Here is a 17,591-nt window from a genome sequence, read left to right as displayed (position 1 = left end):
GCAAGACGGACGTGGAACCAGTTTTTGGATATCTGAAGGCCAATTTAGGTTTCACTCGCTTCTCCGTCAGGGGAAAACAACGCGTGAAACGGGAGCTCGGCTTCGCCCTCATGGCGGTGAACTTACGGAAGTTCATCGCCATGGGCCTCGGGAGAAGTGCAAAGAAGGGGTCCGGCCACCGAAAATCGGTGACCGGACCCCTCTTTTTATTGAAAAGCTTTAAAACCGGCTAGTTATGTCCCAGCCTCTATTTGTATTTATCGAGCAACGTTTGCGGGATATGGCAATAATCGTCCGGACAGCGTTCTAACCGGTCTTGATGCTCGTCCGCACTCCGTACGTAGTTCGTGAGCGGCAACACCTCGAGCGCAATCCGGTCGACATCACGCCGCCTGTGGATAAACGCACGGGCCGCATCCACATGCCGAAGATCCTCGCTATAGACACCGGTCCGATACTTCTCCCCGACGTCCTCGCCTTGACGATTGACGCTATACGGGTCGATGATCTCAAACAAGTAATCCATCAATTCATCCATCGTAACGACTTCTGGGTCAAACGTTGTTTTAACGCATTCGGCGTAGCCATCATAGTCCCCATCAAGCGTGTTCGTCGTCCCGTTCGCACGTCCAGCTTCCGTTTCAATGACACCAGGTAGCGTCTTGATGAACGCCTGGACGCCCCATAGGCAGCCACCTGCTATGTAGATTGTTTGCATCCGATCATCCCCTTTGAATTTTAGTAAATAAATCCCACAATTCGTAATAAATACGCTACGATAAAAGCAAATCTTTGATCAGTTCACAGATACGGGGGACCTCCTTTGAAAAAACTCATGTTGACCACATTTTGTACGATCACGCTCGTCTCAGGCGTCTACCACACGGCAACAGGAGAATCATTCGTCTCGATGAGCCAATCCGTTTCCGTTGATCAAAATGAGATCGAACGCTATTTGACGACAGAAGTGATGGAGCCAAACTTCGGCGGCGACGTATGGACGACGTATAAAATCCTCGACACGAATACAACGAAAAATGAGGTCTATGTTTGGGCGCTCATTCAAGAGTACATCCAAGAAGGAGACCGTTTTGAACAAGGCACGGGCATGTCGGTCCCACTTGTATTATACCTCGATGACAAAGACGAATCATTCACGATCCAAGGTCATCGGGTGCCTCGTGACGGTTCGTACTATCCGACCGATCTATGGACCATGTTCCCGGTCCACGTCCAAGTCGCGATTTCCCCACATCCGGATGGGACCGTCACCAAATTACATGCGCAAATGAAAGAAAAACTTTCACAAAGTCAGCAAGCGAAACACAGAAAGGGAGATTGAATTGAACATCACGAAACGCTCCATCCTTTTCTCGACCGCAATCCACCTCCTATACTTCGTCGGTACGTTCGGGATTGGCTTCATCCGAACACTCAACTATGAGCCAGACATAATCGCTGAGTCGAACAACGTCAAAACGCTTCAGAGCGAAGTAGCCATCGGCATGACTGGATCGCCATTCATCTACGTCTTCGGTCTCGCCATCGTTCTGGCGCTCGGAATGCTCACGGTTCAACGTATCCGTCAAACTCGTTAAACAGGGAATACATTCGCTACACTCGCTATAGATGCCAATGGAGAACCTTGAGACGCGGATGGCCTTCTTTAACGATTCCGAGAGCAACACGCATGCGTTGCTGAGTGAAGTTCATGCAAAGTAAAGTGAGTAAAAGATGGGTTACCGATATTCGGTGACCTGTCTTTTACTTTCGACTAGTTTTTAGCGACTTACTCAATCGCTCCTTTATCATTTTTTAGTCTGCTTGAATCATTTCAGCCAGTCTCACGACTTGAAGTTCCGTCTTCACTTCATTGATAGATGAGATCGTCCTCTTCGATCGCTCGGCCATTTCTTCGGGGAGATTTTTTAGACGCTCTCTTGAATCTGCAAGCTCTTTTTCAATTTGATCATACTTGTCCTGATCGATTTTGTTCTCGTTCTTTTCTTCTTTCCAAAATTGCAACGTCTCGATGGCTTTCCCGCTCGTGTTTTTGGCCTTTTGATAAGCAGAGATGGTATAGTTCGTTGCTACAATCACATCTGTAGATGATTCTAGGGCCTCCCTCGCTTCAATCGTTGAGGTTCGAACGTCTTCGATTTGATACACGAGTTCCGTATCCAATTCGTGCTCCATCTCTAAAAGTAATGCTGGATCATTCTCAGCTTGATAAGTCTCATACAATTGACTGACCCGTTCACGCGTCTCATCCATCTCTTGTTTGATACTCGATAAGTGATCTAATCGAAATAAAGCGGCGTCCACTTCATTTAACGTGCTGTTGGCAGAACTTAAATAAGAACTCACTTTTCCTAACATCGGACTGCTTATCACATTGTTGACTCCTGCAATAACGAACGTCGCTGAATCGATGTACTCCAACATCTCACGGACAGGTACCACATTTTTCTTTAACCAATCAATTTGTCGAACGAGTTGGGCTAAATCTTTATCGTATTCCTCTAACTCATGAATGATTTGTGGTATTTCTTTTTCAATAGTTGTGACAGACGTTTCCTGCATATCGTCGACGCGCGATTGCATTTCCGCTTGAGCAATAGACCTGTCTGCATCCCTATTTATATTGAAGTGGCTGACAAAGTACCCGACTGTGCCAGATACAATTACAGACGTAGCGATTGTGATTGGTATCAAATATGTTTGATAAAACGATGTTCGTCGGGTCGTTCGTTCTCTTTTCGATTCCATTGTGGAAGGCTCCTCTAATAGTACGATTTTTTATAAAAAATACCATTTTATGATGATTTTTATCTATATTTTAAATTTGAAACTAAATATCAACAATCCTTTTAAGATTGGATTCAATAAAAAAGAGACTAGATTGATGCTCTAGTCGCTGTCTGGAGATAACCTCATAAACAACTTTTACCTCGTATGTGGCTTTCACCAATTAGACGAACCGGTTTACGATGCCAGGTAATGTTACACTTTTAAAAAGACCATCTATGATGTTCTGGTAAACAGTCATCACATAGTAAATTCCCTTTAAAGGTCGCTCCATTCCCTAACTCTAACACCGGATCATTTTTTTCTCTGTCCGTTGTCCAGCGTCCACAAGCCGCACATTGTCCACAGTTCATCGACAGGGGGTCTAATAATACTGTGGAGCAACTCTGCCAATCCACATTCACTTCATTCGTGCCAATTTTGACTGCCTGATCATGGCATAACTCGTTCGTGACCTGATCAATCACTCCGAAATCTTTATGTATTTCCGCCTCCTCTACTTCCATCAAGAAAGCAACATTGATTAAAACGATTCTTTTCAAAAGCTCAATCTCCTTTCAATCCTTAATAAGACTACCATTCGTCAGCGAAGAAGATTCGCCTAAAAAAAACGTCAAAGACTAATGAATGCCTTTGACGCTTCAACCATCTTTTTATGTGGTCATTTGTGGTAAGGTTCATTCCGATTGATCCGATATGACCTACACATCTGCCGAGCTTCTTCAATTACCACGGTAGCTTCGAACCGCTTATTTCTTCTTCCCATAGTTTATGGAGCTCATTTAACACCTTCATCGACAACTCACCTTCTGATGCAGAAATATTGTGTTGCAGTTGTGCAATATTTCGCGCTCCAGGAATGGTGGTGGACACTTCTTCGAAAGAGAGAACATATTGGAGTGCCGCTTGTACCATCGAGCGTTCTTCTCCAAGAATGAGACGAACTTTTTCTACCAATCGAGCTCTTCTCTGAATTTCTTCTTCACTCCACCTGTCCCGAATCCCGCTAAATTTACTATGACGATCATACTTTCCAGTTAGCCAACCTGAATCGAGTGGAATCTTGGCAATGATTCCGACGCCTTGTTGGTATGCCAGCTTGATTGACTCGGCTGGTTCCTGATGAAACATATTGAACATGACCTCAATCACCTGACTGTCGGTATGCTTGATTAATTCGGTCACTTCTTTTCCCGTATCAACCGAAGCCCCATACGCTTTAATTTTCCCTTCAGCTTTTAGCTGTTCTAGTAACTCAAACTGCGGAGATTCACTAGTTAGCGTTGAGAACGGAGGATTATGTAGTAAGAGGCAGTCTAAATAATCGGTCTGTAATCTGCGTAAACTACTTTCGACAGATAAGCGTAACTGCTCTGGTTCAAAGTTCAGCTCTCCATTTGAATGATGGCCGCCCTTACTACTAATGACGACTTGATCTCGTTTTCCTCTAACGGCTTTTCCGATCAACTCTTCACTTTTCCCGGCTCCATAGTTTGGTGCCGTATCAAAAAACGTGCAATCTTCATCCATTGCTTGTTCCACTAAATGGATCGCTTCTTCATCCGTCATCTTGCCCCAGTCTTTTTCATTACCTAACTGCCATGCTCCAAAGCCGATCTCCGATACTTCAATCCCTGAATGTCCCAATGGTCGTTTTTTCATTTTTAACATAATTAAGCGAGAATTCTCCCACCTCTAAGCGTCTCGGGGCGAGGCCCAGCGTAGGTGGGAGATGAATCGCCCGTACATAAACCTTTTGGCCACCCCTGTGACAGATATGACGAACGGAAGTTCGTGATTCCGTCAGATTCCCCATCACCCGTCGCGGGTATCGGAATGAGAAGAGAATCATCCTACTATCTGGTGGAAGGGAGGGGCAGACATGCTGAAGGGCTACAAATACAGGCTCCACCCGACGGCGGCACAGGCCGAGTTCCTCGTCAGGACGATCGGCTGCGCCCGCTTCGTCTACAACAAGCTGCTCGAGGACCGCATCGCCCTCCACGAGGAGGCGAAGGCGAGCGGCGGGCCGAAGCGGAAGCCGCCGACGCCGGCCTCCTACAAGCCCCTGTTCCCGTTCCTCGCCGAGGCGGACAGCCTCGCGCTCGCGAACGCGAAGCTTCACCTCGACGCGGCGTTCGCGAAGTTCTTCGCCGGGACGGCCGGCTTCCCGGTGTTCAAGTCGAGACGGAAATCGCGCGCCTCCTACACGACGAACAACCAGCACGGCACGATCCGCATCGAGGGGGACCGGGTCCGGCTCCCGAAGGTCGGGTTCATCCGCTTCACACAGCACCGAATTTTCGACGGCGAGATCCGCTCGGCGACCGTGTCGATGACGAAGACGGGCAAGTTCTTCGTGTCGCTCCTCGTCGAGCAGCCCGACGAGCCCTGGGTCCCGGCCGAGCACAAGATCGGGATCGACCTCGGCCTCGGGCACTTCGCCGTCATGACGAACGACGCGCTCGTGACGGAGAAGGTCCCGAACCCGCGCAACCTGCGCGAGGCCGAGGAACGGCTGAGACGGGCGCAGCGCTCGCTCTCCCGCAAGAAGCCCGGCAGCCGGAACCGCGAGAAGGCGCGGCTCCTATTGGCCAAAAAGCATGAAAAGGTACGGAACCGCCGACATGACTTCCTCCACAAGCTGTCACGACGCATCGTCGACGAGAACCAAGTCGTCGTCGTCGAGACGCTGAAACCGAGGGAGATGATGCAGGACCGCCGCCTGGCGAGGTCGATCGGGGACGCCGGATGGGGCGAGTTCGTCCGCCAGCTCGCCTACAAATGCAGGTTCCACGGCCGCACACTGATCCAGGCCGACCCGTGGTTCGCCTCGACCCAGGTTTGTTCGGCCTGTGGCGAGAACGGCGGCAAGAAGGACCTGCACGTCCGCGAGTGGACATGCGCCGTATGCGGCACGCACCATGACCGCGACGTCAACGCGAGCCTCAACCTGTTGCGCCTCGCCGACTGAAACACTCCAGGGTAGGGACTGCCCGACGAGCTTGGTCCACAACCGTGGCTGGTCAAAGCACGGTCTTCCCAAGAAGCTCCCACTTCAAGTTGCGAAGCAAATAAGTGGTGAGTAGTTCACCCTTCCAACCTTTCTGTCTAGAAAGAGTTATCATCAAATGAGGGTTTTCAATTTATTATAGTGACTGATCCTTGGTGTTTCAATACACATAATTACTTCAGATAACTCCTAGCGACGGCTACGATGTCTATGAATTCACTCTAGCCTTTCTTCACGCTTAAGACGGTCACAGTTATCAATATGATCGCCATTCCACATAGTTGAACAACGTTGAGTGTTTCACTGAGGAGAAAAAATCCAAAAGAGGACGCAGTGACTGGCTCGACCATGGCAATAACAGAAGCTGAAGTTGGCGACGTTTTCTCCAAACCTACTACGTATAAAAAGAAGGATAAACCCGCACCAAAGATCCCTAATAGAATCATCCAGAACCAGTCTGGTGAGTAAATGACGGATACTGCTTCATTCAAATCTGTGAAGAACAACATGATGAACGTAAACGTAAGAAAAGCGATTGCCAAAATCCCTTGTGGTTCTCCATGCTTTGAAGCATATTTAAAACCAAAAATAAACAACGCATATGATAGTCCAGCGCCTAGGCCCGCTAGAAGTCCAATCGTTGTAACCTGATCAGAGCCGACATTGTAAACTTCCGTCAGCAAGACGACACCAACCATCACGAAAGCGATTGCTATGAATTTGAAGAGAGACGGTTTTTCCAGATGAAATATAAACGAGATAAGGAGAACAAAGATAGGTGCCGTGTACATCAAGGCCGCCGCTACGGCGACGCTTGATTCTGAGATGCTAACAAAGTAAAAAACAAAGTTTCCTACTATCCCAATGCCTGCTACGACGGCCCAAAGGCATAAACGCTTGTTTAACCGGACTGGTCGAAATGCAAACCAAATTAGAAGACATATTAACCCTACAGTTCCTCTGTAAAAAGAAACGACCAAAGGGTCCCAACCTTTATCCATTAAAAAACTGCCAAGTCCACCGGAGATACCCCATAAAATTGCCGATAAAGCCACTAACAACAGGCCCTTATTAAGCATATTATTACCTCCACATTCCTCATTTAATCTATGTGGAGGTAACTATACCTTTTAATCAAAAATTTATAACTTGATTTTGGTGCAGTTTACGACTAAATTCTCATTTATTTATGGTACGGTTCATTCCGATTGATCCGATACGCCCGGTAAATCTGCTCACACAAGACGAGCTTCATCAATTGATGCGGGAACGTCATCTTCGAGAACGAGATCGTATCGTCCGACCGTTTCATGACGTCGTCGGATAAGCCGAGCGACCCACCGATGACGAAGGCGATTTTGCTCTTGCCGTACGTTGCCAACTTGTCGAGCTCACGGGCGAATTCTTCACTCGTCCGCTGCTTGGCATCGATGGCGAGAGCGATGACGTGCGTGTCCGGACTGATTTTCGCCAAAATCCGCTCGCCTTCTTTTTGTTTTACTAGAAACATGTCGGCTTCACTCAAATGTTCGGGCGCTTTCTCGTCCGCAACCTCGATTTCATGCACTTTCGCGTATGCCGACAGACGCTTCGTGTACTCCGCAATTCCTAGTTTCAAATATTTTTCTTTTAATTTGCCGACCGTGATAATTGAAATATTCATCCAATTCTTCCTTTTTCCACAGTTTTTTCGGAGTTATCCATAGGGTTATCCACAGAGTTATCCACAAATCCACATGTTGACAATCATTTTTTGCTTGACACAACATATGTTGCGTCGGCTTCGCAGAACTCACATTTGACTTGTCCACTTGTGGATAGTTCTTCGAGTAACGGGTACTCCCCCGTCTCATCGACAATGATGTCTAAAGCGATTTCAACATGTTCCTTGCATACTTTTTTTTCCACAAATTTTCCTCCTTAAAAAAGAAGCGTCGCCGCTCCTTTACGTTGCTTCTGTTAATGTGGCCTCGGTCGTTTCTGCCTTGCCTCGCCGTGTATATTCGATGACGATGTTATCCCCGACCGCGGCGTCTCGGTACAAAGCGTCACGTAAATCGACGTAACGTTTAATCTCACGGTCGCCGATCTTCGTGATGACGTCCCCGACGCGAAGCCCCGCTTGTTCGGCCGGACTACCGGGTGTGATCGCTTCGACGAACACCCCGTCCTCTTTGTCAAAACTGATGCCGTATTCTTCCCGGACGTTGCCCGGGACGGCGATGACTTCTTGGATCGTGACGCCGAGCTGAGCCCGTGTCACCCGTCCGTCACGCTCGAGCATGTCGATGACCGGTAGCGCCACATTGACCGGGATCGAGAAGCCGACCCCTTCGACGCTCGCTTCGGCGATCTTCATCGAGTTGATGCCGACGAGCTCACCGCGGATGTTGATGAGTGCCCCGCCCGAGTTGCCGGGATTGATGGCGGCGTCGGTCTGGATGACTTCGGCGTTATAGTCCATGAGACCGTCCGCGTTCGTATCGACCGGCACGGTCCGTTCGACACCACTGACGATACCACGCGTGACCGAGTTTGAAAAGACGCCGAGCGGGTTGCCGATCGCCATCACCGTCTCGCCGGCCTGTAGCACCGTCGAATCGCCGAGCACGATCGGATTGACGTCGATATTCTCCGGAAGTTTCACGGAGGCGACCGCCAAGTCGTTGAGCGGGTCTTCTCCTAAAATCGTGGCCGGGGCGACTTGCCCGTCGGCGAAGGCGACGTTGATCTCGTCCGCTTCCTCGATGACATGGAAGTTCGTGACGATGTACGCCGTGTCCCCGTCGACTTTATAAACGACACCAGAGCCCGCACCGGCCTCCCATTGCGAGTCCGAGGTGAAGGCACGCTGGATGTTCGTGATGCTGACGACGGACGTCTTCGCGCCCGTGACGGCGGCCGTGATGTCCGACTCCGTGACGGTGACGGCTTGCTCGGTACGGACCAGCTCGTTTGTAACAAAACGAGAGGTCGGCGAATCCCAGAGCATCATCGCGAAAAAGAATAACGCCGCTCCTAAGAATCCGCCAACCCCTCCGAGTAATAACGGTTTTACATTCAGCCGTGGCTTATGGCGCACGTGTTCCTCTTGCTTCGGACGCCACTCGCTTCGGGATGGATAAGTCGATGGTGAATCGTTCATTGATGCTGCTTCGTGCTCTAAAGGTTCGACGTCTTGAGGTTCATACTCATGGTGTCTCTCTTCGTTCACGACGCGCCCCCCCTTCAGGACAGTGTTACCTGTCTTTTCCCAAGTTCGCTTATAAAGAAACGAGCGGACATGGGATTAATGGGTCGGTGTCATGCAATTTGATGCGTCCAAGATCGACGTCACGCATGCCGAGCGTCTGTGCGACGCTCATCTGCGCGAGTTCTTTCATATTGTTGTCTTTACTGAGGTGGGCCAAAAAGATCCGTTTCGTCCGCTCACCGATGACCTCGCTCATCGCGATGGCAGCGTCTTCGTTCGAGACGTGGCCATAGTCCCCGAGGATGCGCCGTTTGACGCTCCACGGGTACCGTCCCATCTGTAGCATCGAGACATCATGGTTCGACTCAAAGATGAAGTCGTCCGCGCCGCGGATAAGCCCTTTCATCCGGTCCGAGACGTACCCGGTATCGGTGATGTGGGCCAGCCGCTTGCCGTCATGGGCGAACTGATAAAACATCGGGTCGGCCGCATCGTGGCTGACGTTGAACGACTCGATCTCGATGTCCCCGAACTGTTTGACGTCACCGACCTCGAAATGAAACTTCAAGGCCGGGTCGATCTTCCCGATTTTGTCTTCCATCGCTGCCCACGTCTTCGTGTTCGCGTAGATCGGCAAGTTGTACTTCCGGGCGAGGATCCCGACTCCTTTAATATGGTCGGAGTGCTCATGTGTGACGAGCAGTGCGTCGATACCCTCGAACGACTGGCCGATGTCTGTGATGCGTTGCTGCATCGCCTTGCCGGTCAATCCGGCGTCGACGAGCAATTTCGCCCGGTCCGTCTCAATATAGAGCGCGTTACCGGTCGAACCGCTCGCGAGCACACTGTAGCGTAAAGTCACTCGATCACTCCTTTCAGTCTTCTAAATTAAATTCGACCCGCTCGACCGTCCCATCGATGGCGTTGACGAAATACACGTTGTCGTCGATGGCGATCGACCAGAGCGGCGGCATGATGATCAAGCTGCCGGAACTATCGAGCGGTAAGCTATAAAACCCGGTGTTGATGGCGCGCATCTCTTGGTTCGGCTGGAAGTACTTCCGGGCCGCGAGTTGCGAGATCGCCTCGCTCGCCGTCAAGACGAGGTCGTCTTGCGATTTCGACGACAAGTTCGTCAAATGGCGCTGCTTGTAGTCCGTCACTTCGTAGTTTTCATTCAATTGAAGCAATAACAGGGACGGACCGATATATGTCTCCGTGTCCGCCTCGATTTCCGGGTTCGAGAAAATCTTATTGTTTTCATACGTCTGAACGAACGCGAGTTGGCGCGTCTCTTGGTCAAACCGCCAGTAGGCGTACTCTGACCCGAACGGCACGTAATCGGTGACGAATGTCGACGCCGTCGTCCGCAAGTCGTTCTCGTCGAGCGGGACGGCTTGTTTGAGCTCGACTTCAAGCTGCATGTTGTCGAGCGTCGTCGCTAATTGTACTTCACGATTTTTCGTGATCATCGACGCCGACATCTGCTCAGACGAGCCGGTCAAATAACCAATATCCCGTCCCATCCGCGGCAACTTCGATGCGTCGACGTCACGTTGGTCCAAGATTTGGGCGATTGACGTGTTATCGCTCGTCACAACTTCGGTCGCCCACGTTTCCGTCAAGAGCTGGAACAACAAGTAGATGTTCAGCGCGAGGAAGGCGAAGATTAAAATCGTTTTCGCTTTACTCCAATCCACGGTACATCATCCTCTCTGTCCAATCTTCCGGCTTGTCGTAAGGGATCCATCTCCCGGCTTCACGGACGAACCAGTTCGGGGAGAACGTGACGTAACGACTCGCGTCTTCATTGTATTCGATCTCATAACCGAGACGAATCTCAGTCACGTTTTCGAACCGGTCTGCGTTGACGAGCGTATCGATGACGTCTTGCCCGTCTGCAAGCTGTGTCGTCCCGACCGAGATCAACCGGTCGATTTCGAGATGATGACGCGTGATGGACCGGACTTGTGCCCCGTCGTTTTCAACGCGCAGTGTGGATAAGTCGATCGCATCGTTGTTGATAAACGCATCACGTTGGCTAAAGACAGGGTGCCCTTTCACGTGAAACCGAAACACGGTCGTCTCAAAGCCTTTGTTCGCTGGTGTGATCGCATCGAAACGAAGGGACAGACCTTGACTCTCTGATGTCTCATCGACCCAGCCGCCATGAAAGTTGACGAAGTCGACGATCGTATCAAGCCCGATCGCCGACTCGCGCTCGGTGCTATTGCGTGACAAGTTGCGATAGCGGCTCGCGTTCAACGTCGCGTCATACTCGGCGACGCTGATCCCGTTCGTGAGTGCGCCGACCGAACTCGCCGGATCGACTTCTTGAACGTTCGGGTCCCCGGGGAAGAACGTATCGCGCATCCAATCAAGGCGTGCCGAGATTTGGATTTGTGAGACGTCATACGCGAACAGCTCGTTCATCTCAGGCCCGACGACCGGGATATAGTTGACCCGCTCGTCCGTGTACGTGACCCGTTGCATCGCGCGGTTCGAATCTTTTAAGAACAAACTGTTGACGTCCCCTTGTCCGGCTTTAGAGAGCCGGCCTTCCCACAGCGACTGATCGCTCATGATCGCCCGGACTTTCCAGACGTTGTCGTCCATGAAGATGAGCGCCCGTTGCGGTACTTTCCCTGACAAGCTGTAAGACCCGGGCAAAATGTAACTGAGCGTGTCCGCATAGTATGGTTCCGGTAAAATCAGTTCAACTGCCTCGTTGACACCGGCATACAAGCTCGGTACGTTTTTGGCGGCGAGCGGTTTAAACTCGTTCGCCTCGAACGCATCGCGAATGACCCGAGCGATTTGCTTCGGCGTGTTCTTCGTCGCAAAGACAGCGTTGTTCTCGTGGACGACCGTCTGGGTTGGCACGATAATTTGCCTCGCCTGACGTTGCAGCGACTCGTCCACCGTCGCCACTTGGGTCTCGGATTGGACCGATTGATACTTCGGATGGTAATCCCAAAGGATGACCGTTTGGACGATGGACGTGACGATCAAGGTAAGCAAGACGAGCGATTTCATCAGCTCTGGCTTCGCCCAGAAACGTTTTCGTCCCATCAGTCATTCACCTCCACGATCGTATCGAACGGGATGGTGAAGTAAATCGTCGTGCCACGTCCAAACTCGCTCTCAGCCCAAATGTCGCCACCGTGGGCTGAAACGACTTCCTTGGCAATCGACAGACCGAGTCCGGTCCCGCCGATATTTCGCGCTCGGGCCTTGTCGACCCGATAGAACCGTTCAAAGATTTTCTTCAAGTTCGACTTCGGAATCCCGACACCTTCATCTTTGATACCGATGACGAGACGTTTCGCCCGCAGCATCGTCCGGAACGTGATCGTCCCGCCTTCTGGCGAGAACTTGACCGCGTTCGTGATGATGTTGTCGATCACTTGCGTCATCTTATCTTGATCGGCGTGCACGTAGACGCGACGCTTCATGAGCTTCCGGCGGAACTGGATCGTTTCGCCTTTCGTCATCTCATGGCGCTCGATGATATCGTTGAAAAATTGGATGAAGTCAAACTTCACTTTTTGCATCGTATACTCTTTACTGTCCATCTTCGAGAGCTGGAGTAAATCGTTGACGAGACGAATCATCCGTTCGGTCTCGTTTTGAGTCGTCTCAAGGAACCGCGGTGCGAGCTCATCATCTTTGTACGCGCCTTCGGCGAGCACTTCGAGATAGCTCCGCATCGTCGTGAGCGGCGTCCGCAGCTCGTGGCTGACGTTGGCGACGAACTCACGGCGGTCTTGTTCGACTTGCTCTTGCTCGGTCACGTCGTGCAAGACGACGATGAGACCGGTGATCGGACCGCTATGCTTTTGAATTGGTGAGAAGTAGGCGCGGACGAGGAACAGTTCTTCGTCCGTACTGAGATCGATCAATTTCGCCGGCATCGTCCCGTCTTCCGGGATGACGATCTCATCATCAAACTCGAGCAGGCTCTGCAGATTCGCCCCCATCGCCTCTTCTTCGGCGACACCGATCATATCGCGGGCCTGGTCGTTCATGAGGATGACCCGGAGCGAACGATCGGTCGCGACAACACCGTCCGACATGTTCTCTAACACGCTCGTCAAGCGCCGTCGTTCCGCCTCGGTCGTCGCGTTCGCTTCCATCAGTTCATCGGTCAGTTCGTTAAAGGCGTAAGCGAGTTGCCCGACCTCATCGTCGGAATAGACTTTAACTTTCCGCGAGAAGTTCCCTTTTCGCATCTCGACGGCTTGACGACGCATGTCCGCAATCGGACGCGTGATCGTCCGTGACAGCAAAATTCCGAGGATGGACGTGATAATCAAGGCGATGAGCGTACCGGTCGCAAGGATCCTCGTCACTTGCTCCATCTGGTTGTAAATCGATTGCATCGACGCCTCGATATAAATCATCCCGGTCGTCGTCCCATCGACCTCGGATTTGATCGGGACGGCGACGACGCGCATCCGCTCGTTCGAGTCCTCATAGACGAGCGTCTCTTGCGCACCGCTTGTCGCGAACGATTTTTGAATGAATGAACTCGCCGTCCGTTGTCCGACGAGGCTTTGGTTGTTTTGGTTCGAAGTCGCCCGGACGACACTGTTCGTGTCGATAATTTGGACTTCGCGAATATCGTCAGCTAGCGTCGTGCTCTCCGTAAACTCAGACAGCAGTTGATCCAGTACCTGGTTCAACTGCTGATCAGTAGTCGAGTCACCGCCGTTCGATGCGATCCCTTCACTGACGTTGTAGCTCAGAAGGTTGGCCCGATCGACGAGCGACTGCGAGAAGTTGTTGATGTATTGTCGTTCGAGGGAGCGTACGAAGTACACTCCGATGACTTGCATCGCAACAAGGATGAGCAGCGCATAGATGACGACGAGCTTCCACTGGATAGATTTAAAGAAGTTCGTCCGTTTCATCGTTTAGTCTTCTTCTCCCGCTTTTAAATAGTACCCGACACCGCGGCGCGTAATAATATACGTCGGCGTGCTCGGGCTGTCTTCGACCTTCTCCCGCAAACGGCGGACCGTAACGTCGACCGTACGCACGTCTCCGAAGTAGTCGTAACCCCACACCGTCTGAAGCAAATGCTCGCGCGTCATCACTTGGCCGATGTTTTGGGCCAGGTAATGGATGAGCTCGAATTCACGGTGTGTCAGTTCAATCTTCTCTTCACGTTTCGTGACCATGTATGAATCCGGATGAATCGTCAAGTCACCGATCACGATATCGTTCGCGTTGGCGCCTTTCGCTTCGACAGCCGGTGCCGTCGCGTGACGACGCATGTTCGCTTTGACGCGGGCTAAGAGCTCGCGTGAGCTGAACGGCTTCGTGACGTAGTCGTCGGCGCCGAGTTCGAGGCCGAGTACTTTGTCGATCTCCGAGTCTTTCGCCGTCAACATGATGATCGGCATATCATACTTCTTACGCACTTCACGACACACTTCCATGCCGTCTTTGAGCGGGAGCATGATGTCGAGCAAGATCAAATCAGGTTTGACCTCCTCGACTTTCACGAGTGCCTCTTCCCCGTCATAAGCGACGTGGACGACATAGCCCTCTTTTTCAAGTTTAAACTTCAATATATCAGCGATTGGTTGTTCGTCATCTACCACTAAAATCGTACGATCCATTCAGTGAGTCCTCCTCTATCGTTAAACGTACACGTCCTATTGTAACTCTTTTTCAATGGGTTAGAAAGCGTGGTCCATTTCCACGGAAATGAAAAAAGAGCCGCGAGGGCTCTTAGTCTTATGCTTCGTAGATGTCACGCAAGATGACTGTCTGTTCACGCGCCGGTCCGACCGAGAACGTCAACAGTTCGATGCCCGTCAACGCTTCGATGCGCTTGACATAGCGCTGTGCGTTCACCGGCAAGTCTTCGAACTTGCGGACCCCTGTGATGTCTTCCGTCCAGCCCGGGAGCTCTTCAAACACCGGCTCACACTTCTCGAGGACGCGGAAGTTAGGCGGGTACTCATCGAGGAGCTTGCCTTCGTACTCGTACGCCGTACAAATTTTAAGCGTCTCAAGACCTGTCAACACGTCGATCGAGTTGAGGCATAGGTCAGTGATGCCGCTGACACGACGCGAGTGGCGGACGACGACCGAGTCGAACCAACCGACACGGCGCGGACGTCCTGTCGTCGTACCGTACTCCTTACCGACTTCACGGATCATGTGACCGATTTCGTCATCGAGCTGGGTCGGGAACGGGCCGTCTCCGACGCGCGACGTGTACGCTTTACAGACGCCGACGACGTGGTCGATCTTCGAAGGTCCGATTCCGGCACCGCTCGATACCCCGCCTGACGCCGCGTTCGACGATGTGACGAACGGGTACGTCCCGTGATCGATGTCTAACAGCACACCTTGTGCGCCTTCGAATAGGATTTTCTGTTCTTCGTCGAGCGCATCGTTCAACACGACCGATGTATCACACACGTACTTGGCAAACTGTTGGCCGTAAGCATAGTATTCTTCAAAGATATCATCGAACTCGACCGCGTCGACTTCATACATCTTGACGAACATCCGGTTTTTGATTGCGAGGACCGTCTTCAGTTTCTCGGCGAACACTTCCTTGTCGAGCAGGTCAGCGATCCGGATCCCGATCCGTGCCGCTTTGTCCATGTAACAAGGGCCGATCCCTTTGAGTGTCGTCCCGACTTTCGCGTCACCTTTCGCATCTTCTTCAAGCTTGTCTTGAAGCTGGTGATACGGCAAGATGACGTGGGCCCGGTTTGAGATGCGGAGGTTGTCCGTGCTCACGCCGCGCTCATGTAAGTATGCAAGCTCTGTAATGAGTGACTTCGGGTTGACGACCATTCCGTTCCCGATGACACATGTCTTGTCCGAATAGAAGATCCCCGATGGAATCAAGTGAAGTTTATACTTCGTATCATTGAAGACGATCGTATGACCAGCGTTGTCTCCCCCTTGATAACGCGCGACGACGTCGGCTTGTTTAGACAAGAAATCGGTGATCTTCCCTTTTCCTTCATCGCCCCACTGCGTTCCCACTACGACTACTGATGACATAATGAATCCTCCTTGTAGATAAACGTTCTGTTCAAACCATTGGTAAGTGTACACTTGCCACTTCAGAAAGTCAACCTAATACCGAACGATAATTTTATGTATTACCCTTTCGTTCGTTATTGACTCGCATTCAATTACTATTTCCCCGATTCTACAAAAAAACACCACCGATCTCACATCGGTGGTGCGAAGGCTTGCGTCTCCATGTTGACGAACTTGTTGTACTCTTTCCGGAACGAGAGTTTGACCGTCCCGGTCGGACCGTTACGCTGTTTGGCGATAATGATCTCGATCGTGTTGGCATCTTCACTCTCTTTATCGTAATAGTCGTCCCGGTACAAGAAGGCGACGATATCGGCATCTTGCTCGATCGCTCCGGATTCCCGAATATCCGACATCATCGGCCGTTTGTCTTGACGGCTCTCTACGCCACGCGAGAGCTGCGACAAGGCGATGACCGGTACTTGGAGTTCCCGGGCGATCGCTTTGAGCGTACGCGAGATCTCAGAGACTTCTTGTTGCCGGTTCTCGCCCGGCTTGCCGGTCCCGACAATGAGCTGCAAGTAGTCGATCATGATCATGCCGAGACCGTACTCTTGCTTCAAGCGGCGGCATTTGGCCCGAATCTCGTTGACGCGAAGACCTGGTGTATCGTCGATAAAGATACCGGCCTGTGATAACGACGACATCGCGAGCGACAGCCGTCCCCAGTCCTCAGACTCGAGTCGCCCGGTCCGCAGACGCTGCGCGTCGATATTGCCTTCCGCACAGAGCATCCGCATGACGAGTTGTTCGGCACCCATCTCAAGACTAAAGATGGCGACGTTCTCGCCCGTACGGACGGCGACGTTTTGCGAGATATTGAGGGCGAAGGCCGTCTTCCCGACAGAAGGACGGGCGGCCACGATGATGAGGTCGTTACGCTGGAACCCGGCCGTCATCTTGTCGAGGTCACTAAAGCCGGTCGCGATCCCCGTGATCTCACCGCTCGATTGATGCAGCTTCTCGATCGTCGAATAGGCATCCGACAAAACCGAACCGATCGAATGGAAACTCGATTGGCCTTTCCGCTGCGAAACTTTTAAAATGTTTCGCTCGGCATCAGATAGGACCGCATCGACTTCGTCTTGACGCTCGTATCCGTCCGAGACGATATTCGTCGCCGTCCGGATGAGACGCCGGAGCGCCGCCTTTTGATCGACGACGTTCAAATAGTACCCGATGTTCCCGATGGCAGGAACCGCCTCGGCGATTTCGGCCAAGTAGTTCAATCCACCGATCTCATCGAGGATTCCTTGTGATTGGAGCTCCGAACTGAGCGTGACCAAGTCGACGAGTTCCCCGCGGTCGTTGATCTTCAGCATCGCTTCGAAGATCCGTTGATGGCTGACACGATAAAAGTCGTCCGGGTCGACTCGTTCCGAGGCCGTGATCAGCCGGTCAGAATCGAGAATAACTGCCCCAAGGACGGCTTGTTCCGCCTCAACGCTATGTGGCGGAGTATTGACTTGAATCGCATCACTCATTCGTTTCTACCTCGCC

Annotated in this window: 19 protein-coding genes; 4 read left to right on the top strand and 15 right to left on the bottom strand. The window is 51.5% G+C overall.

Annotated features, from left to right (window positions below; genetic code table 11):
- Positions 1 to 233: transposase (locus BJU60_RS15390; RefSeq protein WP_254281707.1), on the top strand; the 233-nt coding region annotated here is incomplete at its 5' end.
- A gap of 14 nt (positions 234 to 247) precedes the next feature.
- Here the strand turns inward: BJU60_RS15390 and BJU60_RS13715 are convergent.
- A complete protein-coding gene (locus BJU60_RS13715; protein ID WP_070329359.1) occupies positions 248 to 718 on the bottom strand; it encodes a peptide-methionine (S)-S-oxide reductase in 471 nt (156 codons plus the stop codon).
- A gap of 117 nt (positions 719 to 835) precedes the next feature.
- Between BJU60_RS13715 and BJU60_RS13710 the strand changes: the two genes are divergently transcribed.
- Both BJU60_RS13710 and BJU60_RS13705 read left to right on the top strand, forming a co-directional pair.
- Positions 836 to 1,342 carry a hypothetical protein gene (locus BJU60_RS13710; protein ID WP_251139030.1) on the top strand — a complete coding sequence of 169 codons (507 nt, stop codon included), beginning with the start codon at positions 836 to 838 and terminating at the stop codon, positions 1,340 to 1,342.
- A gap of 1 nt (position 1,343) precedes the next feature.
- Positions 1,344 to 1,598 carry a hypothetical protein gene (locus BJU60_RS13705; RefSeq protein WP_070329358.1) on the top strand — a complete coding sequence of 85 codons (255 nt, stop codon included), beginning with the start codon at positions 1,344 to 1,346 and terminating at the stop codon, positions 1,596 to 1,598.
- 217 nt (positions 1,599 to 1,815) lie between these two features.
- On the opposite strand, the gene BJU60_RS13700 is transcribed toward BJU60_RS13705, so the two are convergent.
- The 3 genes from BJU60_RS13700 to BJU60_RS13690 form a co-directional block, all read right to left on the bottom strand.
- Positions 1,816 to 2,769, bottom strand: coding sequence for a hypothetical protein (locus tag BJU60_RS13700; protein ID WP_070329357.1), 954 nt, complete (start codon positions 2,767 to 2,769; stop codon positions 1,816 to 1,818).
- A gap of 242 nt (positions 2,770 to 3,011) precedes the next feature.
- Positions 3,012 to 3,350: a hypothetical protein gene (locus tag BJU60_RS13695; RefSeq protein WP_070329356.1), complete on the bottom strand. Its 339-nt coding sequence runs from the start codon at positions 3,348 to 3,350 to the stop codon at positions 3,012 to 3,014.
- A gap of 184 nt (positions 3,351 to 3,534) precedes the next feature.
- Positions 3,535 to 4,479: an aldo/keto reductase gene (locus BJU60_RS13690; protein ID WP_254281706.1), complete on the bottom strand. Its 945-nt coding sequence runs from the start codon at positions 4,477 to 4,479 to the stop codon at positions 3,535 to 3,537.
- 211 nt (positions 4,480 to 4,690) lie between these two features.
- Between BJU60_RS13690 and BJU60_RS13685 the strand changes: the two genes are divergently transcribed.
- On the top strand, positions 4,691 to 5,782 hold the full coding sequence (locus BJU60_RS13685) for an RNA-guided endonuclease TnpB family protein (protein ID WP_070329355.1): 1,092 nt from the start codon (positions 4,691 to 4,693) through the stop codon (positions 5,780 to 5,782).
- Between the two features lie 260 nt (positions 5,783 to 6,042).
- Here the strand turns inward: BJU60_RS13685 and BJU60_RS13680 are convergent, their stop codons facing one another.
- The 11 genes from BJU60_RS13680 to dnaB form a co-directional block, all read right to left on the bottom strand.
- Positions 6,043 to 6,900: a DMT family transporter gene (locus BJU60_RS13680; RefSeq protein ID WP_070329354.1), complete on the bottom strand. Its 858-nt coding sequence runs from the start codon at positions 6,898 to 6,900 to the stop codon at positions 6,043 to 6,045.
- A gap of 104 nt (positions 6,901 to 7,004) precedes the next feature.
- Positions 7,005 to 7,484, bottom strand: coding sequence for a 23S rRNA (pseudouridine(1915)-N(3))-methyltransferase RlmH (rlmH, locus tag BJU60_RS13675; RefSeq protein ID WP_016509065.1), 480 nt, complete (start codon positions 7,482 to 7,484; stop codon positions 7,005 to 7,007).
- 83 nt (positions 7,485 to 7,567) lie between these two features.
- Entirely contained in the window at positions 7,568 to 7,729 is a 162-nt protein-coding gene (locus tag BJU60_RS13670; RefSeq protein ID WP_070329353.1) for a CxxH/CxxC protein, read from the bottom strand.
- A gap of 37 nt (positions 7,730 to 7,766) precedes the next feature.
- Complete coding sequence (locus tag BJU60_RS13665; RefSeq protein ID WP_070329352.1) at positions 7,767 to 9,035, bottom strand: S1C family serine protease; 1,269 nt, start codon at positions 9,033 to 9,035, stop codon at positions 7,767 to 7,769.
- A 49-nt stretch (positions 9,036 to 9,084) separates the two neighbouring features.
- The gene (locus BJU60_RS13660; RefSeq protein WP_070329351.1) at positions 9,085 to 9,876 is read right to left on the bottom strand and encodes an MBL fold metallo-hydrolase; all 792 of its coding nucleotides are present in this window, start codon (positions 9,874 to 9,876) and stop codon (positions 9,085 to 9,087) included.
- A 13-nt stretch (positions 9,877 to 9,889) separates the two neighbouring features.
- A complete protein-coding gene (locus BJU60_RS13655; RefSeq protein WP_070329350.1) occupies positions 9,890 to 10,714 on the bottom strand; it encodes a two-component system regulatory protein YycI in 825 nt (274 codons plus the stop codon).
- Positions 10,701 to 12,086 carry a two-component system activity regulator YycH gene (gene yycH / locus BJU60_RS13650; protein WP_070329349.1) on the bottom strand — a complete coding sequence of 462 codons (1,386 nt, stop codon included), beginning with the start codon at positions 12,084 to 12,086 and terminating at the stop codon, positions 10,701 to 10,703. Before yycH ends, BJU60_RS13655 begins: the two co-directional genes overlap by 14 nt.
- The gene (gene walK, locus BJU60_RS13645; RefSeq protein ID WP_070329348.1) at positions 12,086 to 13,927 is read right to left on the bottom strand and encodes a cell wall metabolism sensor histidine kinase WalK; all 1,842 of its coding nucleotides are present in this window, start codon (positions 13,925 to 13,927) and stop codon (positions 12,086 to 12,088) included. Before walK ends, yycH begins: the two co-directional genes overlap by 1 nt.
- A 3-nt stretch (positions 13,928 to 13,930) precedes the next feature.
- Positions 13,931 to 14,641 carry a response regulator YycF gene (gene yycF / locus BJU60_RS13640; RefSeq protein ID WP_070329347.1) on the bottom strand — a complete coding sequence of 237 codons (711 nt, stop codon included), beginning with the start codon at positions 14,639 to 14,641 and terminating at the stop codon, positions 13,931 to 13,933.
- Positions 14,642 to 14,759: 118 nt separating this feature from the next.
- Positions 14,760 to 16,049, bottom strand: coding sequence for an adenylosuccinate synthase (locus BJU60_RS13635; protein ID WP_070329346.1), 1,290 nt, complete (start codon positions 16,047 to 16,049; stop codon positions 14,760 to 14,762).
- A gap of 173 nt (positions 16,050 to 16,222) precedes the next feature.
- Positions 16,223 to 17,575 (bottom strand): replicative DNA helicase, encoded by a 1,353-nt coding sequence (gene dnaB, locus BJU60_RS13630; protein ID WP_070329345.1) that lies wholly within the window; start codon positions 17,573 to 17,575, stop codon positions 16,223 to 16,225.
- Positions 17,576 to 17,591 lie beyond the last annotated feature (16 nt).

The sequence above is a fragment of the Exiguobacterium aurantiacum genome (assembly GCF_001766415.1).
In the GTDB taxonomy this organism is placed as follows: domain Bacteria; phylum Bacillota; class Bacilli; order Exiguobacteriales; family Exiguobacteriaceae; genus Exiguobacterium; species Exiguobacterium aurantiacum_A.
The sequence above is the reverse complement of the archived record's forward strand: the minus strand, read 5'-3'. Positions and strand labels throughout refer to the sequence as shown.

Excerpts from the sequence above, each read along its gene's own strand:
- BJU60_RS13715 (WP_070329359.1), bottom strand. The coding sequence starts at position 718 with ATGCAAACAATCTACATAGCAGGTGGCTGCCTATGGGGCGTCCAGGCG.
- BJU60_RS13710 (WP_251139030.1), top strand. The coding sequence starts at position 836 with ATGTTGACCACATTTTGTACGATCACGCTCGTCTCAGGCGTCTACCAC.
- BJU60_RS13700 (WP_070329357.1), bottom strand. The coding sequence starts at position 2,769 with ATGGAATCGAAAAGAGAACGAACGACCCGACGAACATCGTTTTATCAA.
- BJU60_RS13690 (WP_254281706.1), bottom strand. The coding sequence starts at position 4,479 with ATGTTAAAAATGAAAAAACGACCATTGGGACATTCAGGGATTGAAGTA.
- BJU60_RS13685 (WP_070329355.1), top strand. The coding sequence starts at position 4,691 with ATGCTGAAGGGCTACAAATACAGGCTCCACCCGACGGCGGCACAGGCC.
- BJU60_RS13680 (WP_070329354.1), bottom strand. The coding sequence starts at position 6,900 with ATGCTTAATAAGGGCCTGTTGTTAGTGGCTTTATCGGCAATTTTATGG.
- rlmH (WP_016509065.1), bottom strand. The coding sequence starts at position 7,484 with ATGAATATTTCAATTATCACGGTCGGCAAATTAAAAGAAAAATATTTG.
- yycH (WP_070329349.1), bottom strand. The coding sequence starts at position 12,086 with ATGGGACGAAAACGTTTCTGGGCGAAGCCAGAGCTGATGAAATCGCTC.
- walK (WP_070329348.1), bottom strand. The coding sequence starts at position 13,927 with ATGAAACGGACGAACTTCTTTAAATCTATCCAGTGGAAGCTCGTCGTC.
- yycF (WP_070329347.1), bottom strand. The coding sequence starts at position 14,641 with ATGGATCGTACGATTTTAGTGGTAGATGACGAACAACCAATCGCTGAT.
- BJU60_RS13635 (WP_070329346.1), bottom strand. The coding sequence starts at position 16,049 with ATGTCATCAGTAGTCGTAGTGGGAACGCAGTGGGGCGATGAAGGAAAA.
- dnaB (WP_070329345.1), bottom strand. The coding sequence starts at position 17,575 with ATGAGTGATGCGATTCAAGTCAATACTCCGCCACATAGCGTTGAGGCG.